Origin of the sequence: Bacillus sp. GZB, from assembly GCF_001975995.1 — a bacterium.
GTDB lineage: Bacteria > Bacillota > Bacilli > Bacillales > Bacillaceae > Bacillus > Bacillus velezensis.
This window is the reverse complement of record NZ_MTQG01000020.1, coordinates 55,880-73,996: the sequence shown is the minus strand read 5'-3', so window position 1 is coordinate 73,996 and position 18,117 is coordinate 55,880. Positions and strand designations below refer to the sequence as shown.

At 47.2% G+C, this 18,117-nt stretch carries 17 protein-coding genes and 2 riboswitches; of the genes, 13 read left to right on the top strand and 4 right to left on the bottom strand.

Going from position 1 to position 18,117, the window contains the following annotated elements; all coding sequences use genetic code 11:
• Positions 1-280: 280 nt before the first annotated feature.
• Both BXO87_RS19290 and BXO87_RS19285 read left to right on the top strand, forming a co-directional pair.
• Complete coding sequence (locus BXO87_RS19290) at positions 281-649, top strand: septal ring lytic transglycosylase RlpA family protein (RefSeq protein ID WP_014417081.1); 369 nt, start codon at positions 281-283, stop codon at positions 647-649.
• A gap of 65 nt (positions 650-714) precedes the next feature.
• Positions 715-1,761 carry a TolB family protein gene (locus BXO87_RS19285; RefSeq protein ID WP_038457138.1) on the top strand — a complete coding sequence of 349 codons (1,047 nt, stop codon included), beginning with the start codon at positions 715-717 and terminating at the stop codon, positions 1,759-1,761.
• Between the two features lie 30 nt (positions 1,762-1,791).
• Here the strand turns inward: BXO87_RS19285 and BXO87_RS20905 are convergent, their stop codons facing one another.
• The 4 genes from BXO87_RS20905 to gabP all read right to left on the bottom strand — a co-directional run bounded on the left by BXO87_RS20905 (position 1,792) and on the right by gabP (position 5,495).
• On the bottom strand, positions 1,792-1,950 hold the full coding sequence (locus BXO87_RS20905) for a hypothetical protein (protein WP_038457140.1): 159 nt from the start codon (positions 1,948-1,950) through the stop codon (positions 1,792-1,794).
• Between the two features lie 98 nt (positions 1,951-2,048).
• On the bottom strand, positions 2,049-2,258 hold the full coding sequence (locus BXO87_RS19280) for a cold-shock protein (protein WP_007408879.1): 210 nt from the start codon (positions 2,256-2,258) through the stop codon (positions 2,049-2,051).
• Between the two features lie 204 nt (positions 2,259-2,462).
• Positions 2,463-4,001: an outer spore coat copper-dependent laccase CotA gene (cotA, locus tag BXO87_RS19275; RefSeq protein ID WP_014417082.1), complete on the bottom strand. Its 1,539-nt coding sequence runs from the start codon at positions 3,999-4,001 to the stop codon at positions 2,463-2,465.
• 108 nt (positions 4,002-4,109) lie between these two features.
• On the bottom strand, positions 4,110-5,495 hold the full coding sequence (gabP, locus tag BXO87_RS19270; protein WP_012116987.1) for a GABA permease: 1,386 nt from the start codon (positions 5,493-5,495) through the stop codon (positions 4,110-4,112).
• Positions 5,496-5,829: 334 nt separating this feature from the next.
• On the opposite strand from gabP, the gene BXO87_RS19265 reads away from it, so the two are divergent.
• From BXO87_RS19265 to BXO87_RS19215, 11 genes are all read left to right on the top strand, one after another.
• Positions 5,830-6,792 (top strand): AAA family ATPase, encoded by a 963-nt coding sequence (locus tag BXO87_RS19265; protein ID WP_007609822.1) that lies wholly within the window; start codon positions 5,830-5,832, stop codon positions 6,790-6,792.
• Positions 6,792-7,976, top strand: a complete 1,185-nt coding sequence (locus BXO87_RS19260) for a DUF58 domain-containing protein (RefSeq protein WP_038457141.1) — start codon at positions 6,792-6,794, stop codon at positions 7,974-7,976. The genes BXO87_RS19265 and BXO87_RS19260 overlap by 1 nt, the downstream gene beginning before the upstream one ends.
• An 18-nt stretch (positions 7,977-7,994) precedes the next feature.
• Positions 7,995-10,202 (top strand): DUF4129 domain-containing transglutaminase family protein, encoded by a 2,208-nt coding sequence (locus BXO87_RS19255; protein ID WP_038457143.1) that lies wholly within the window; start codon positions 7,995-7,997, stop codon positions 10,200-10,202.
• Positions 10,203-10,365: 163 nt separating this feature from the next.
• Positions 10,366-11,907 (top strand): glutamine-hydrolyzing GMP synthase, encoded by a 1,542-nt coding sequence (gene guaA / locus BXO87_RS19250; protein WP_007408887.1) that lies wholly within the window; start codon positions 10,366-10,368, stop codon positions 11,905-11,907.
• A 103-nt stretch (positions 11,908-12,010) separates the two neighbouring features.
• Positions 12,011-12,544: a sigma-70 family RNA polymerase sigma factor gene (locus tag BXO87_RS19245; protein ID WP_038457145.1), complete on the top strand. Its 534-nt coding sequence runs from the start codon at positions 12,011-12,013 to the stop codon at positions 12,542-12,544.
• The gene (locus BXO87_RS19240) at positions 12,526-13,965 is read left to right on the top strand and encodes a DUF4179 domain-containing protein (protein WP_038457147.1); all 1,440 of its coding nucleotides are present in this window, start codon (positions 12,526-12,528) and stop codon (positions 13,963-13,965) included. Before BXO87_RS19245 ends, BXO87_RS19240 begins: the two co-directional genes overlap by 19 nt.
• A 123-nt stretch (positions 13,966-14,088) precedes the next feature.
• Positions 14,089-14,190, top strand: a riboswitch (purine riboswitch).
• Positions 14,191-14,321: 131 nt separating this feature from the next.
• Positions 14,322-15,644 (top strand): NCS2 family permease, encoded by a 1,323-nt coding sequence (locus tag BXO87_RS19235; RefSeq protein ID WP_003155780.1) that lies wholly within the window; start codon positions 14,322-14,324, stop codon positions 15,642-15,644.
• Between the two features lie 197 nt (positions 15,645-15,841).
• Positions 15,842-16,624 carry a hypothetical protein gene (locus BXO87_RS19230; RefSeq protein WP_038457149.1) on the top strand — a complete coding sequence of 261 codons (783 nt, stop codon included), beginning with the start codon at positions 15,842-15,844 and terminating at the stop codon, positions 16,622-16,624.
• Between the two features lie 138 nt (positions 16,625-16,762).
• Positions 16,763-16,936, top strand: coding sequence for a Fur-regulated basic protein FbpA (locus BXO87_RS19225; protein ID WP_012116994.1), 174 nt, complete (start codon positions 16,763-16,765; stop codon positions 16,934-16,936).
• Positions 16,937-17,057: 121 nt separating this feature from the next.
• Entirely contained in the window at positions 17,058-17,612 is a 555-nt protein-coding gene (locus tag BXO87_RS19220; RefSeq protein WP_007609840.1) for a DUF2179 domain-containing protein, read from the top strand.
• A complete protein-coding gene (locus tag BXO87_RS19215; protein WP_007609843.1) occupies positions 17,609-17,806 on the top strand; it encodes an NETI motif-containing protein in 198 nt (65 codons plus the stop codon). The genes BXO87_RS19220 and BXO87_RS19215 overlap by 4 nt, the downstream gene beginning before the upstream one ends.
• A gap of 78 nt (positions 17,807-17,884) precedes the next feature.
• Positions 17,885-17,986, top strand: a riboswitch (purine riboswitch).
• Positions 17,987-18,117: the final 131 nt, after the last annotated feature.

The following is an 18,117-nucleotide window of genomic DNA, read 5'->3' as shown; positions in this document are numbered from 1 at the left end:
TCCTAAAGCCTGATTTCTCAAAATATATCATATTATGCAACTATCAATAGGCCTTATAAAAAGTCCATATTGAATGCAGAAATACTCTATGAATATTATAACGCTAATGAATTAAATTTTGTAGTATAATTTACCATGGGATTATATAGAACAGGAAATTGTGCCGTCGTTATGTGCATGTCTCATCACGTTGTAATGAACATGTAAAGTGATTGAAATATTATAATCGTCTTCTTGGTGTATAATTTTGCCTAGAATAAAGAATCAGGAGGACGAAAGCTTGAAGAAGTTATTCTTAGCCTTATTGATTTTAGCAGGAAGCACACTGGGAGCGATCAGTTACTCTTCTGATGCAAGTGCTAAAAAAGTGAACGGAAATATTACATGGTATAATGGAGTCGGTAAAAAAGGATCGTCCGGTAAAAAACTGGGACACTGGGATTGCGCGACAAAATTAGGATTTGACGTTCCGAGAAACGGAACGAAGATCAGAGCTTATGCAAAAGCAAAACCGAAAAAGGTTATCACCGTATACAAAAATGATGTAGGCCGTATGCCGAATGCCGTATTGGATGTCAGCCCGAAAGCGTTCAAAGCGCTCGGATATCCGTTAAGCAAAGGAAGAGTATCCGGACACTACAGCTATTAAAATAGACCATCTTAAAAAGCAAGGACACTGATTCTTGCTTTTTCTGATTGACGGAGAGATTGATAATGAAGAAGAAACGATGGATCTGGGTGTTGCTGGCCGCCGTTTTGGCGGCGGCGGTCATCGCGGCCGTTTTACTGATTAAAGGAAAAAGCGACGGCGGCGGAAAAGCCGTTGTCTCCGGCGGCCATGACAAGCTGCTTGTTTCCATTACAGACAAAGATCTGATGACGAAATATTACGAAGACAGCCGCGTGCTGTACGAGGAAAAGCTTTCGGCATATCCGGCGTTTGCGCTGGATGACGCCCATCAGGTGCTCTATTTTGTCGGGAATAATGACCAAAATGAGATGCGTCTGTATAAGCTTGATCTGAAGACGAAAAAGAAGACGGTGCTTTATAAAGGAACGGCAAGCGCTGACAGTCTGTTTTTATCAAAGGATCTGACGCACATTTATTTCCGTCTCGGAAAAGCGGATGAAGATATTTTCCGTCTCGCATCTTTTGATTTGAAAACGAAACGTTATGAAAATCTGTATCCCGCCGCCGATGAGAAAGACGACAGTGTGAGCAGCTTCTTTTATAACCGCAGCCAAAACGATTTTGCGCTTCTGCATTATTCCGTGAAAGAGGATTATCAAAAAACGGATGAGGCAAATGAGAAGGGGATTGACCCTGAACCGACGAATATCCGGTTTGCAGCAGGAGCGGAAGAACACCTTCAGGATCTGACAAACCTTGAACAGTTTATCAGCGACGTGGCGGTGTCACCGGACGGAAAGAACCTTGTCTTTACATCTTATACACAAAAAGGGACGGAACAAAAAGCGTCCATCCGTCTGATGAATGTCAAGTCGAAAAAAGATGAAACGATTATCTCAAACGGGAAGGACTTCACTCCGCTGATTGATGCCCAGCCTCAGTTTTCTAAAGACGGCAGCATTATTTATTTCATGGCGGAAGCAAAAGGCGCTAAGCGTCTGAAGGATGAAACGGGGCGGAATGCGAAGGTCCGGACCATTTATGCTTATCATTTGGATACGAAAAAATGCGAAAAAGTCTGGGAAAATGACAACGGCATTATCAACAGTTTTTCCGTCATCCAATCATGAAAAAAACACTCAGCGCCCGCTGGGTGTTTTTTAATGAACAAAGCTGGCTGCGGCTGAGGCGAGCCATTTGAAAAAACGGAGAATCGGAACGGCAAAATGGAGCGTTTCGATGAATGACTGTGCGGCACGGTTCATTTTCGGCCGTTTTGCCATTTCCTTCAGATCTTTCTGCTGCCGATCGTTTTTCATGTTCATTGCTCCTTTGCATCATAAAAGGACATGATAACGCAAAGGCCTCTCATGAGACATGGAGGCCTTCTCTATGTTGAGACTCGTAAAAGGGAGGTCTAACTTGATGCCGTTTGATTATTGTTTTGGAGATTTACCAACGAACGGACGCCGTCGATCATTTTACTGCCGCAAAGGGGGCAAGTCGGGGTATCACTGCCGGCAAAATTCTTTCTGCTCCAGCCAATACAGTCCTCTTTTGTGCATTCCCACGTACTGACATCTTCTTTAGGCAGCGGTTCCTGATTACGTTTGTTGTAGTAAGACATAAAGTCACTTCTTCCCTTATGAATTTTCGTGCACTCCTTCATTGTCTCATACTTTTCCCTAATCTCCTAATTCCTTTTTCTATCCAGATTTCCAATGAGGGTGCATCGTCTTCCTGTTATTACAGTATATGCAAATAAGTGTCTTCTTATTTTTTCTTTTTGGATAAATAAAAAAGCCCCTTCTTTAAAGGGGGTGATATTTGTTTACTGCTTATCCGTGACGTCCATCGGTCTCATCATGTCGTAATCTTCGTGCTCTAAAATATGACAGTGCCATACGTAGCGTCCGCTGTAAGGAGCGAAGGTCGCCGCGATTCTGATGACCTCTCCCGAGTGCGCCTGCACGGTATCTTTCCAGCCTTTTTCACTTGGAGGAGGCGGGACGGCTGGCCCTGTATACACAATGTCGCCGAATTTGTTATAACGCTCTAAGTCAAAAGGACGCCGGTCAAGGATTTGGAAGGAAACAAGATGCAGGTGTATCGGATGGGTTCCCCCCATCGGATTGATAATCGACCAGATTTCCGTTGTGCCGAGCTTCGGCGCTTCTGTCACAGGATCATGCCATCGCTTGTTATTCAGCGTCAAAACGGGCCGGCCGTATTTGTCTTGCGTATTTGTGAGTTTAAGCGTCCTGATATTGTGTATTCTCTTTGATGTTACATTAGGCATTGTTGAAAGATATTTAGGCTTCCGGCTTGTGTCTTCTCCCTTCAGCGGTTTTGTGACGCGGAATTGCATCACATTGGCGTCTGTATCCGGATCGGCGTCGCCCCCGCAGCCGGTGCCGTTCGTTAAAATGATATGTTCTCCGTCAAAGGCGGAGAAATCGATGAGCACATCATACCGCTCTGCCGGGGCTAAGCTGATAGATTGTGTTTTGACAGAGCGGGGAAGCAGTCCGCCGTCAGAACCGATTTGGATAAACTTGCCGCCGTTATTGAGCGAGAGAGAAAATGTTCTCGTATTGGAGGCATTAAGGATGCGGAAACGATATGTCCGCGGTTCAACTTCCATATACGGCCACGCTTTACCATTAACGAGAATGGTATTTCCGCAAAAAAACGGGACGATGGAAGGATCGGGCAGCGTTTCGGAAGGGTTAGCAGGTCCGCTCGGATAAGACAAGGAACCGTCGTCATTTAACGTACGGTCCAAAATCATAAGCGGTACGTCATACTCTCCGGAGGGAAGCTTCAGCTGCTTTTCTTTTCGCTCGCGAATGATATACATCCCGGCAAGCCCGGCGTACACATTGAGCCTCGTAATCGCCATGGCGTGATCGTGATACCATAACAGAGCCCCGCGCTGTTTGTTTGGATAATGGTATACCTCTTTCTCAAAATAAGGACCCGTTTCCTTAAAATCCTTTGTGAACCATGCTTCCGGGTAGCCGTCGCTGTCCGGCGGGGTTGCTCCTCCGTGTAAATGGACGACGGTTTTGACATCGGGTTCCTGATGGCCGCTTTCTGAATGGTGAATGGTATGATCCACAGGCAGAAAATGCTTATCCGGAAGGTCATTCATCCATTTAATATAGACGTTCTCATCTTGGTTCACGTCGATCGTCGGACCGGGAAATAAACCGTTATACCCCCACAGCCGGGTCGGCGGGAGATCGCGGTGCAACTTGTGAAAGCATTCCTTCATGGTGACTTCATAATACGTGCTGCCGTCTGATTTCTTCTGCGGCTGGAGTGTTTCGATGATCGGCAGTTCATCTGCAAATTTTTCTAGTGCCATTTTTCATCCTGTCCTTATCATTTATTGAAATCCTGTACTACAGTTAATGCTGCCTTGAACAGGTTGGTTAAAAAAACACCCGCCCTTTTTTGAGGGGGGTGTTTGCGGTTATTGCGCAACCCGGCTTTCGGAAGCGCTCTCTTTCGGTTTTTGTTTTTTGCGGAATACATATGAGGCAAGTACCAGCAGAGTAATAAATCCTGTCAGCAGAAATTCAGACCGCATTGAACTGATAAACAGCATAGATAACAAGATGGCGCAAATGGCGATGATCGTCAGGTAGGTTAAGTACGGATAGAACCACATTTTGATTTTAAGAGATTCAGGGTTTGTCCGTTCGATTTTCTTTCTCATTCTCAGATGTGAGACGGCGATAACGAGATAGACGAGCAGTGCGATCGCCCCTGATGAATTGACCAGGAACAAAAATACGGAGTCGGGAGAAAAGTAGTTCATAACAACGGCAATATAGGAGAAAAAGGTGCCGGCGATAATGGCTTGAACCGGTACGCCTCTTTTACTCAGTTTCATAAAACGCCGCGGCGCTTCATTTCGCTCTGCCAGTGAATACAGCATCCGTGACGTCGTATAAAGCCCGGAGTTCAGGCAGGACAGAACGGCTGTCAGGACGATGAAATTCATGATTTGAGCGGCTGCGGGCACCCCGATATGGCTCAAAACGGCAACGAAGGGGCTTTCCAAAATATTGGCTGAATCCCACGGCAGCAGTGTGACCACAACCGCAATGGAACCGACGTAAAAAATAATGATCCGCCAAACGACTGAGCGGGTCGCCTTTGTGACGGATTCGACCGGATTTGACGTTTCTCCCGCTGCGATTGCGACGATTTCAGATCCCATGAAAGAAAAAATGACAACGACGATGCCGAGCAGAACGGAACTTGGACCTTTAGGGAAAAATCCGCCGCTGCCCGCCAGATTTTCCAGCCCGACCGGTTTGCTGCCGGGGACGATTCCGAAAATGAACGCAAATCCCGCGATTAAGAAGACAACGATCGTCGCTACCTTCACTAAGGAAAGCCAGTATTCAAATTCGCCGAACGATTTAACTGAATAAATATTCGTCAGTGTTAACAGCACGGTCAGAAGCAGACTCGTCAGCCATAACGGAATGCCCGGGAACCAGTACTGTATGATTCCGGCGCCTGCAATGGCTTCAATGGCAATGACGATGACCCAGAAAAACCAATACAGCCATCCGATCGTAAAACCGGCCCAAGGACCGATGGCGTCATGCGCGTACTGTGAAAACGAACCGCTTGTCGGGTTGACGGAGGACATTTCCCCCAGCATTCTCATAATAAAAATCACTAATAATCCTGCTAAAGCGTAGGAGACAATCGCTCCGGGTCCGGTGGAATGAATGACGGATCCGCTTCCGACAAATAATCCGGCGCCGATCACGCCGGCAATTGAAATCATAGTCATATGCCGGGTTTTTAATCCCTTTGATAAAGAGTTAGGCTGATTCATTCTTTGCCTCCTTTTGGTTTGTTTATGCTGAATATTCCGACAAGTATTATTCTATCATAAATGCCACAGGCAGTTGAAAATGATGTAAGAAAATATGACATTTTTTCTCGTCCGTACAGCAGAAGGTGCCGGGATGAAAGAGGAACATGCCATTGATCATTCACACGTTCATATGGAGCCTCTCCAGCTGAAATAAAGCTTCCTTTCTAAAGGGAGCTTTTTCCTTTTTCAGACTGGAAACAATTCGCTGGAAACGTTTTTTTATACTGTTTATATTTTGTGGTAAAGTTAGGTTACGATAATTGAAATTTGAGAGATGACTAGGAGGAGAAGAATGGCTTATAAAGAAGAGCTGCATCCGCTGCTGGAGAAAGCCGTTGAGCATATTGAAAACATCATCATAGGAAAACGGGATATCGCCATACTCAGTCTGGCCGCCATTCTCGCAAAAGGGCATGTGCTGCTGGAAGACGTGCCGGGAGTCGGAAAAACGATGATGGTCCGCGCTTTGGCCAAGCTGATCGGAGCTGACTTTAAGAGGATTCAGTTCACTCCGGATCTTCTGCCGTCAGATGTGACGGGTGTCTCTATTTATAATACGAAAACGATGGAATTTGAATACCGCCCGGGACCGATCATGGGGAATATCGTGCTGGCTGATGAAATTAACAGAACCTCTCCGAAAACGCAGTCTTCTCTGCTTGAGGCAATGGAGGAAGGGAATGTCACGATTGACGGAAAGACAATGCGGCTGGCTGAGCCGTTTTTCGTCATGGCCACACAAAACCCGGTTGAATATGAAGGAACGTATCCGCTTCCCGAAGCCCAGCTTGACCGGTTTTTATTTAAGCTGCGCATGGGCTATCCGACTGCCGAGGAAGAGCTTCGGGTTCTGTCTTTGCAGGAAGGGCGCAATCCGCTTGAAACAATCGAGCCCGTCATTTCTAAAGAACAGTTTATCAGCCTTCAGCAAAAACTGGAGCAGGTGCGGGTGGATGATGGAATAAAAGCGTATATCGTCGGCATTACTCAGCATACCCGCCGGCATCCGTCCGTACATCTGGGCGTAAGTCCGCGCGGTTCAATCTCATTAATGAAAGCCGCGCAGGCGTACGCGCTGCTTCATGACCGCGATTACGTCATTCCTGATGACGTCCAGTATTTGGCTCCGTATACGCTGCCGCACAGAATGATCTTGACCGCCGAGGCGAAATTTAACGATGTGACACCGGAAGCGGTTATAGAAGACATCATGCAAACGGAAAAAGTCCCCGTCCAAAGGATGTCGGTCCGCTAATGAGAAAGAAGATGCATTGGCTTCTATATGGCTGGAAGCTGCTTATGTTGGCCGTACTGACGGCGGCTGTCTTTTCTTATGCCATGTTTCAGGGCGGATTTGTGAGCTGGTTTTTATTTTATGCGTTTTTGCCGTTTACCGTTTACGCCGGGCTGGTCGCTGTGTACCCGCTGCGGGCGTTTCAGGTGACGCGTGACGTGTCCTCCGCCCAGTTAACCTCAGGCGACAGGCTGTCTGTCACCATCAGGCTGGCGAGGCGCCTGCCGTTTCCGCTGACATATATGGTCATTGAAGATGTGATGCCGGAAACGCTTGGCGAGAGGCGCAGTGCGAAACAGCTTGTGTTTCCGTGGTTTCAAAGGAAGCTGACGTTACAATATGAGCTGCCGCAGGTGCCGCGCGGAGAGCATCATTTACATACGATAAGAGTGCGGACGGGAGATGTTCTCGGGCTTTTGGACAAGACGGCGTCGTTTTCCGTTACGGCTACGGTTCTGGTTTTCCCGGCGTACGGGTCTGTTCACTATAAGCCGCAGGCTGCCTCCGGGGAAGAGGGTGCGGCTGCCGGCGCTCCGTTTCAGGTACACCGCTCCGCAATGGCTGCGAGCGTCAGAAATTATCAGCCGGGCGACCGGTTTTCCGCACTTGACTGGAAAACATCGGCGCGGCGAAATGAGCTGATGACGAAGGAATTTGACCCGCTGCAGAGTGTGAATATGATTCTCCTTTTGGACTGCAGGCCGTCCCCATCGTTTGAAGCCGCGGTATCAGCTTCGGCATCCCTGCTTTACACGGCGCTTGTGAAGGGCTCTCCCGCAGGATTTATCTCATTGGGGAGCGACCGGACCGTATTTCCCGTCCGGGAGGGAGACCGGCATTTCAGAAAGATGCTGCGTTACCTGGCATCAGCTTCAGAATCGGAAGAAGCCGATGCAGGCGGGCGTTTAGGAAAAGAGCTGGCGGATCCGCGTGTCCGCAAAGCTTCCATTGCCGTCGTGACGGGCAGTCTTACAGAAGACCTTCTCAAACAGGCTGAGCCCGGCCGTGCTGACATGACGGTGTTTTTGGCGAAAGAAACGAATGCCGCGCTTTCGGAGAAAGAACGGAAACTCGCTCTCATCTTCGCTCAAAAAAATATTAAGGTGCAAATGATCAGGGACAAACGGGTGTCCCATGTTGTTTAGAAAGAGAGGTGGCGCGCCATGCCGCATGACGAGAACCAGGGAAGCAGGCTGAGTCTGCTGCTGTTTTATTTTCTCGCTTTTTTATTGTTATGGGAATGGCTCAGGCCGCTGCACAATTTTACAGATACAAAACATACAGGTTTTTTCATCGTTTTTATCGGTTTGGCATTTCTGCTGTCATTCTTCCGGATGAGGTGGTACGTCACCGTGCCGTCCTGCATTCTGTTTACGTTGATCAGTATTCACATCCTGTTTTATAAAGGTTCGGTTTTTCAGCCGGAATGGCTCGTTTCTTTTTTGCGGGACGTGATGCAAAATGCCCGCCACATCGGGTCCGGCAGATGGAATGACATGAACCCGTCATTCCGCACGTTGCTGTTTTTTGTGCTTTTATGGCTGCTCGTGTATTTACTGCATTACTGGGTGATCTATCAGCGGAAAATATTATTCTTTTTTATCATGACGGTGGCGTATATCACCGTGCTTGATACGTTTACTCCTTATGATGCCGCGTACGCCGTCATCCGGATCGTCTTTATCGGCTTTTTGATGATGGGGCTTTTGTATATGGAGCGCATCCGGCTTACGGAACACATAGCGTTTAAAAAAAGATTGATACTCAAATGGTTTCTGCCGCTGATGCTGTTTATCTGCGCTTCTGTCGTGTTCGGTCTGGCGGCTCCGAAATCAGACCCGAACTGGCCGGACCCCGTGCCGTTTCTTAAAAAAATAACAAACCACAAAGAAGTGCCCGCCGCCGAAAGCAAAATCGGCTACGGCAATCATGATGAAACATTGGGCGGCCCTTTTCAGCAGGATGATACGCCGGTTTTTACATGGAAGGGAAAAGAACGGGCGTACTTCCGGGTGGAAACGAAGGATACATACACGGGGAAAGGCTGGGTGGAGACCGATCAGGGCATGTCCTATAAACTGAACGGCGGCAACGTGGAAGATATATGGTTTGACCGGAGTGTGCAGACGAGACGGTATACGGCACAGGTGTCCATTGATGAGAATTATCTCTATAATCACGTCATGTATCCGATCGGCGTCTCCAATATTAAACCGAAGCACTCGATTCAGCTTGAAATGAACGGAAACACCGAGCAAATTACGCCGGTCAGTGAACAAGTGGGCAACATCCGCAATATGGGACGGTACACGGTGACTTTTCAGGCGCCCGTCTTTAAGCTGAATGATCTCAGAAAAGTGAAAGTGAAACGATACCGTGAGCAGAATCAATTCAATGACCGGTATTTACAGGTCCCCGACAGCCTTCCGAAAAGAGTGAGACAGCTTGCGGACAGACTGACGCGGAATCATCATAATATGTTCGATAAAGCGAAGGCGATCGAGGATTATCTCGGATCTTCCGCATTTTCGTATAATACACAGGATGTCGCGATTCCGGAGCACAATCAGGATTATGTCGATCAATTTCTGTTTGAAACGAAAAGAGGATATTGTGATAACTTTTCATCGGCAATGGCGGTGCTGCTCCGCTCCGCGGGAATTCCCGCCCGTTGGGTGAAGGGCTATACATCCGGCGAATATAAAGGGGCAGGCGACCATAACGGCCACATTTATGAAGTCACAAACAACAACGCCCATTCGTGGGTAGAAGTGTATTTTCCCGATCAGGGCTGGGTGACGTTTGAGCCGACAAAAGGCTTCACCAATCCGACGGAGTTTACGTCAGAGCAAAATCATACCGCGGCAAAAGACAGCGGAGGCTCAGCGGGGGGTTCGGATTCACCGTCTGACAAGCAGCGTCAGGAAACAAAGCCGGAAAAAGAAGAAACACCGAAAAAGCGGGATCACAGCGCGGCACCGCATCCTGTGATCCGCAACAAAACCGCGGCACACCTGTGGCCGTATGCAGCCATCGTCATCGTGATTTCAGCCGCGGCGGCACTCGCCTGGGTGCTCCGGGCGCGCTGGATTCCGCACGTTACAGCAGCCAGATTGAAGCGGCGTACGGATGAAGACGTCTTTTTCGATGCATATGCCGCGCTGCTCCGCCAGCTGAAACGAAAAGGATTCAGCAGGGGAGACGGAGAAACACTGCGCGATTTTGCTGCGAGGATTGACGAGGCGCACCATACAAACGACATGTCCGAGCTGACGCTGCGCTATGAGCGGGCCTTATACCGCAGGGATAATGCGGCGGAGCTTTGGAATGAATCGGGACAGTTGTGGGAAAATATAATTAAAACAAGATAGTCTTGACCGCATATCGTCCTGTTGTTAGAATAAATGAATGTTAAATGGGAGCCCGGGAGCGTTAAAAAGCCGGGCTTCCGTACAAGTCTTGCGCGACAGAGGGCTGAACGTTTGTCCTCCGTTTTTTCTGTGTCAAAAACTTAGAGGAGATTAGGTGACAACCATGACGAAGTTAGTGAATGAAATGATTCTTGTTCTTGATTTCGGCAGTCAGTATAACCAGCTGATTACCCGCCGGATCCGTGAATTTGGCGTATATAGCGAGCTGCACCCCCATACGTTGACAGCTGAGGAAATCAAAGAAATGAATCCAAAAGGAATTATCCTTTCAGGCGGACCGAACAGTGTATATGATGAAGGATCTTTCCGCTGTGACGAAAAAATCTTTGAACTCGATATTCCTGTATTGGGCATCTGCTACGGCATGCAGCTGATGACTCATTACCTCGGAGGGAAAGTCGAGGCGGCAAGCCAGCGCGAATACGGAAAAGCGAACATTCAGATTCAAGGAACTCCTGACTTGTTCAAAGATCTTCCGGAAGAACAGGTTGTGTGGATGAGCCACGGCGATTTGGTTGTAGAAGTTCCTGAAGGCTTCACTGTTGACGCAACAAGCCATCACTGCCCGAATTCAGCGATGAGCAAAGCGGACAAGAATTGGTATGGCGTTCAGTTCCACCCGGAAGTGCGCCACTCTGAATACGGCAATGATCTTCTGAAAAACTTTGTATTCGGCGTTTGCGATTGTGAAGGCAAATGGTCAATGGAAAACTTTATCGAAATCGAAATGCAAAAAATCCGTGAAACAGTCGGAGACAAGCAGGTTCTTTGCGCGCTAAGCGGCGGTGTTGATTCCTCTGTTGTGGCTGCTTTAATTCATAAAGCCATCGGCGACCAGCTGACTTGTATTTTCGTCGATCACGGCCTGCTTCGTAAAGGCGAAGCGGAAGGCGTCATGAAAACGTTCAGCGAAGGCTTTAATATGAATGTCATTAAAGTTGATGCGAAAGACAGATTCTTAAACAAGCTGAAAGGTGTTTCTGATCCTGAGCAAAAACGCAAAATCATCGGCAACGAATTCATTTACGTGTTTGATGATGAAGCGGACAAGCTGAAAGGCATCGATTACCTTGCGCAAGGAACGCTTTACACGGATATTATCGAGAGCGGTACTGCAACGGCGCAAACGATCAAATCGCATCACAATGTCGGCGGACTTCCTGAAGATATGCAGTTTGAACTGATCGAGCCGCTGAACACCCTTTTCAAAGACGAAGTGCGCGCGCTTGGCACGGAGCTCGGCCTTCCGGATGATATCGTATGGCGTCAGCCGTTCCCTGGCCCTGGCCTTGGCATCCGCGTACTCGGTGAAGTAACGGAAGAAAAACTTGAGATCGTTCGTGAATCAGACGCGATTCTGCGTGAAGAAGTGGCGAACCACGGCCTAGAGCGCGACATCTGGCAGTACTTCACGGTTCTTCCTGACATCCGCAGCGTAGGCGTCATGGGAGATGCGAGAACGTATGATTACACAATCGGTATCCGTGCCGTAACATCAATTGACGGCATGACATCTGACTGGGCGCGTATCCCTTGGGATGTGCTTGAAGTGATTTCGACACGGATCGTCAACGAAGTGAAACACATCAACCGCGTCGTGTATGACATTACGAGCAAGCCGCCTGCAACGATTGAGTGGGAATAAATGAAGATAAAAAACGTCTCTTTTTAAAAAAGAGGCGTTTTTTTTCATCTTTTTGAAACCGTTTTGCCTCGATTCATATCTAACAGCATAGGAGGTGGATAAGGTGAAGGAAGAACGATTGATCAAAAAGGCGAAAAAAGGTGATGCCGCAGCCTTTGAAAAACTGATCACAGCACACCAGGATACTTTATATAAAACAGCTTATCTCTATTTGCATCACAAGGAAGATACACTGGACGCTGTTCAGGAAACAGCTTACAAGGCTTTTCTTCATATCGCGCAGCTGAAGGAGCCGAAATATTTTAAAACGTGGCTGATCCGGATTTTGCTTCATACGATTTTTGCAATGAGGAAAAAGAACGGAGACGTCATCCCGTTTGAGCCGCAACATGATACACGCGCGGAGAATAAGAACATTGAAGAATACATAGATCTTCGGAATGCTCTGGAAACGCTTGACGAACATATACAGCTGACCATTCAGCTTTATTATTTTCAAGATTTCTCGATTGCTATGATCGCTGAACAGACCGGTATGGCGGAAGGCACTGTAAAAACGCATCTCCACAGGGCGAGAAAAGCATTGAAGCAGGAGCTGGAAAAGGAGGATAAACATATATGGAAAAGCATCAAATGAAGCAATTGTATCAGGACATTGACGTGCCGAAAGCTGAATTGAAAAACGTGATACATAGCGCTGCTGTCCGTGCCGGAAAAGAAGGCGCCGTCAGACGGAGATGGGGACGAAAAGTGATAAACGGCCTCGCGGTTGCTGCTGCTTTGTTTATTCTGTATTTGTCCTCAGGCTTATTCATGCCCTCCGTTAATACGGCTATGGGAAACATTCCTGTTGCCGGGCAGATTTACAGGGTATTTCAGGATAAGGCAGGTTCTGCGCTGTTTAAAAGCAATTTGGTGACAAAACTGAACGAGAAAGCGGAATCGCGCGGGATTACGGTTACAGTGAAAAGTGTGTATTACGACAGCGGACAGCTCGTTTACAATTTTACTGTTGACAATTTGAAATCTGATGAGGAGGATATTCCTTTTGAAGTAGATTATAAAGACAGCCGGAATATATTATCTTTGGATTATGACAGTCAGGGCATGAAAAAAGTGAAAGACGGGCAGTACGGGGGGCAGCTTCGCTTTTTTGCGGACGGCCCAAAGATGAAAGACGGTGATAAGCTTCCGCTTGTCATTACACAAATCAAGGATATTCCCGGAAACTGGCGCTTTACACTCCCGATTAAAAAACAAAAGTCCGTTTCTCTTGAAGGAACGAAAGCTGTGAATGTAAACGGGTTATACCGCTTTTTCGATATCCGGGCGGAAAACGGAACGATGGGATCGGCTCTCCTGTATTCAGTCGACTTTCAAGATGCCGCTAAAAATGATGCCATCTCGATTGACGAGGCATCGGATGATGCTGGAAACCATTATGAAATGACGATGTCGAATATTGAACTTGGCAACAGGCAGAACCTTCACGGCGGCGGGAAAAGAGTACGCGGCCAAACTCAATTCAGCAAACCGATAGACCCGAAAGCGAAAACACTTTTCATAACGGGTAATTTAAAATCAGAATCAGAGCCGGGAGAAATCGTCCCTCTGAAAACAAAACTGCCCGCCAGCTATAAAACGAAACATCATCATGTCGGCATTACCATCAAAAAGATCAAACAGCAAGGCAGACGGGTAATCGTTGATTATCAATTCACCGGAATCAATTACAGCAAGGCGGATGAAGATCAGCTGATGAATATCGGTGAGTCTATCGGTCTCGGCAATACGAAAAAAATGAAAACCTGGCCATCGCTTAATGAGTATGAAAAAGGCTATTATCTGAAAGGAAATAAGGCGAAAGTCACGAACCTTAAAACGGGTGAAATGGAATCCGTTTTTGAATTAGATGATTCATCCGATAAAGACTATTCATTGCGCGATTTCTCATTCGATTCATACGCTTTGTATGTCAATCGAACGTTCATGAACATTTTAGCAGGTGACGGCAAGATTACATTCTCGGTGCCGGTCCGGCCTGCGGACGGAAAATGATGTCGGGAAGGCGGCTTTTGCCGTCTTCCATTTTTGGTCAATTAACGAATAAACCAAATTTTTTTAACGGGATTGTTCGTTTTTTTTATTGAGTTTTCAAAATTGAATTGATACAATAGACTCAGAAATCAAATATGCAGATATCGTATAATGGCGGGGATATGGCCCGCAAGTTTCTACCAAGCTACCGTAAATGGCTTGACTACGGATCAATCTCAATCGTTTGATATAAATAATCCATTCTTATTTATTCAGACTGAACGTATGTAGTCAAGCGTCCCAAATGTATTTGGGGCGTTTTTTATTTGGCGGATATCGGGCAGAATAAATGGGAGAGAATGAAGGAGGCAATTGGCTTGAAGCAATTTTTTCAGTTTGATGAGCTGGGGACAAGCTATCGTAATGAAATCATCGGCGGTTTAACGACCTTTTTGTCAATGGCGTACATTCTGTTCGTCAATCCGCTGACATTGTCTTTAAACGGTGTGAAGGGATTTCCCGAAGCATTAAAAATTGATCAGGGCGCGGTGTTCACCGCTACAGCCTTGGCGTCTGCGGCCGGCTGTATTTTAATGGGGCTCATTGCAAAGTATCCGATCGCGATTGCGCCGGGTATGGGATTAAATGCGTTTTTTGCTTTCTCTGTCGTCCTCGGCATGGGGATTTCATGGCAGGCTGCGCTTTCCGGCGTCTTGATTTCCGGAATTATCTTCGTGGCGCTTTCACTGACGGGACTGCGGGAAAAAATCATTAATGCGATTCCGCCTGAGCTGAAATTGGCGGTCGGCGCGGGTATCGGTTTGTTTATCACATTTGTCGGTTTGCAGGGTTCGGGCATTATTGAAGCGAACTCATCGACTTTGGTGTCTATCGGCAATATTCACAGCGGCCCTGTGCTGCTGACGGTTTTCGGTGTTATTGTGACTGTCATTCTGATGGTGCTTCGCGTAAACGGCGGCGTATTTATCGGAATGCTTCTGACGGCGGTTGCCGGCATGATCTGCGGACTGATTCCGGTTCCGACGCACATTGTCGGCAGCGTGCCGAGTCTTGCGCCGACTTTCGGACAGGCGTGGATGCATCTTCCGGATATCTTCTCCGTACAAATGCTGATTGTCATTTTAACGTTCCTGTTCGTCGGGTTTTTTGATACGGCCGGAACGCTGGTGGCTGTAGCGACACAGGCCGGGCTGATGAAGGAAAATAAACTTCCGCGTGCGGGAAGAGCGCTTCTGGCGGATTCGACATCAATCGTTATCGGAGCCGTACTCGGTACGTCTACAACGACTTCTTATGTTGAATCCAGCTCAGGCGTTGCGGCGGGGGCGCGCTCCGGCTTCGCGGCTGTTGTGACGGGCATTCTCTTTTTGCTGGCGATGTTTTTCTCGCCGCTTCTGTCAGTTGTCACCACGAATGTGACGGCTCCGGCTTTAATTATTGTCGGCGCGCTGATGGTGGCGCCGCTCGGTAAGATCGCCTGGGATAAATTCGAGGTGGCTGTGCCGGCATTCTTAACGATGATTATGATGCCGCTGACGTACAGCATTGCGACAGGGATTGCGATCGGTTTTATATTCTACCCGATTACAATGATCTGCAAAGGAAAAGGAAAAAGCGTTCATCCGATTATGTACGGGCTGTTCGTCATCTTTATTCTGTATTTTATCTTCTTGAAATAACGGAAAAACCGGCTGAATTCAGCCGGTTTTTTGTTTTTGTCCTATTCCGTAAAACCAATACATAATATAAAACGTCATGTGGGTGTCCGGGTGAAGAAAACCGCTTGACTGTTTAAGGACGCTTCGGTACCTTATATAAGTGTTTTATTTTCTTGCTTAACAAATTCCGCCGTATTTTTTTGATAGGAGTTGCTGACATGACGGAAGAAAGAAAAGAAACGTTGGAAGAAGAAAAACAGCATCAGGGAACTGATGAAGAACCGCTCTCGAGAATGTCCAGAAAAGCGGGACGTTATCAAAAGCAAAAGAAGAAAGAAAAGGAACGGCGCCCGGCTCCGGCTTTTACGGAAAAACTCGCTTCTGTATGGGCCGCGGTCAAACGTTATTGCCGTTTCGCGCTGCGCATTTTGACATCACCGGTGAAGGTCGTTGGGGAAGACGGCTTTTCCCGCTTTAAATATGCTCTTATTTCAATGCTTGTATTCAGTATCTTTTTCTCAATCGGAAATTGGTTTCAGCTGAGGGCAAGCCAGCAAAGGCCTCTCGGATACGGAGAGCGGCATCATACGTTTTTTGACGGCTTTACCGTCGTTCTCGTGTATACGCTCGTCTTTTTTGCCGCTGCGGCCGGCGCGGTCTGGCTTGTATCACGTTATATGATGAAAGAGAAAATTACGATGCGGGATGCGGCCGCGGGGGTCGGATCGCTTTTGGTTCCGGCTGTCGCCTGCTCTATCGTGTGGATGATTTTCGCGATATTGAATCTGCCGGTCGTCACCGTGGTGTTTACGGCGCTGACCTTGTTTCTGGCCGCCTCGGCGATGGTGCAGTTTGTGCAGATTCTTTACAAATCGGCTGAAAAGCCTGCGGCTGACGTGATGTACTGTATTTCTGCGGCGGTCATCATCATGCTCGTCTTTACGGCTGTGACATGGCCGCTTATTTCAGAGTACTTTACTGCCTCGCTGATCCCTTTATAAGTCGAAATTTGTCTTTCACAATGTTTACAAATATTTCTAATAAAGCGTGTTGTTTTGAAGACCCGGCCGAGATATGATGAGAGCAACAGCAATTCGAAAGCGGCACTACTCTTTATGATTCGGAAAGGGATGATGAAGATGGCCCCATTGTTGCGAGAAGCCATTAATCGGAAAAAACAGCATCTGAGGACAAAGCTGATCCGCTCAGGGTTTTACCAAAACCATGTTCAGGAACTGTCCGGATACACGCTGAGTGAGCTTGAGAAGGAATATGAAGCCGTCAAACGATTGAAAAAAGCCGAGCTTCACTGATAAGAGCTTGAAAGTCTGCCTTGCGGGGCGGGCTTTTTTTTCTTTTGAAAATGATCAAAAGAGGGTAAACTATCCTTAATTGAAAGATTGGCTTTTCAAATTATCAGAGGAGGGGGAATCAATGATGCAGACGATTTTATCCAACAGTATAGGTATGGTTCTCATTATTCTCATCATTAACATTATATATGTCTCTTTCTTTACGATCAGGATGATTCTGACATTAAAGGGACAGCGCTATTTCGCCGCAGGCATCAGTACGATTGAAATCCTTGTGTATGTGACCGGCCTGAGTCTCGTGCTCGGCAATCTGAATCAAATTCAAAACGTCATTGCCTATGCACTTGGCTACGGTCTCGGCGTCATAGTGGGAATGAAAATTGAAGAAAAACTGGCGCTCGGCTATATTACAGTCAACGTCATTACGAAGGAGCTCGATCTGGACCTGCCAAAACAGCTCCGGGAAAAAGGATACGGGGTTACAAGCTGGGTTGCGGGAGGACTTGAAGGAGACCGGACCGCCATGCAGATACTGACACCGCGCAAATATGAGCTTCAGCTTTATGATACGATTAAAACGCTTGATGAAAAAGCGTTTATGATCGCCTTTGAGCCGAAAACGATCCATGGCGGATTCTGGGTGAAAGCAGTGAAGAAGAGGAGAATTAAGGAATGACAAAGCCAAAAAAGAAACGGTTTGAAGTAACGGAAGACGAAACGATTGACACCATTCTCACTTTAATGAAGGAAGAGGGCTATATGCCCGTCCGGCGGATGGAAGAGCCGATCTTTACAGAAAAGAAAGAAAATGGATCAATTCAAGTCGTTCCTTGCGGGAAAAAAATCGTATTTGAAGGGAAATTGATCTAAACACGAACATTAAAAGAAAGAATTTTTATATCGTTCGATAATGTCGTTGACATTATCCAAGTCCGTTGTTAAGATAAACATGAAATCAAAACACGACCTCATATAATCTTGGGAATATGGCCCATAAGTTTCTACCCGGCTGCCGTAAACGGCCGGACTATGCAGGAAAGTGATAAACAGCTGACATGGATATCGCAGAAGCGAACGACTGACGATACGCGCGCCATGCCCGGTTTGTATTGCTTCCTCATAGTTGCAATACGAGCCGGGCTTTTTTTTCTGAAAAACAAAGCATGAGAAGGTGGGAACAG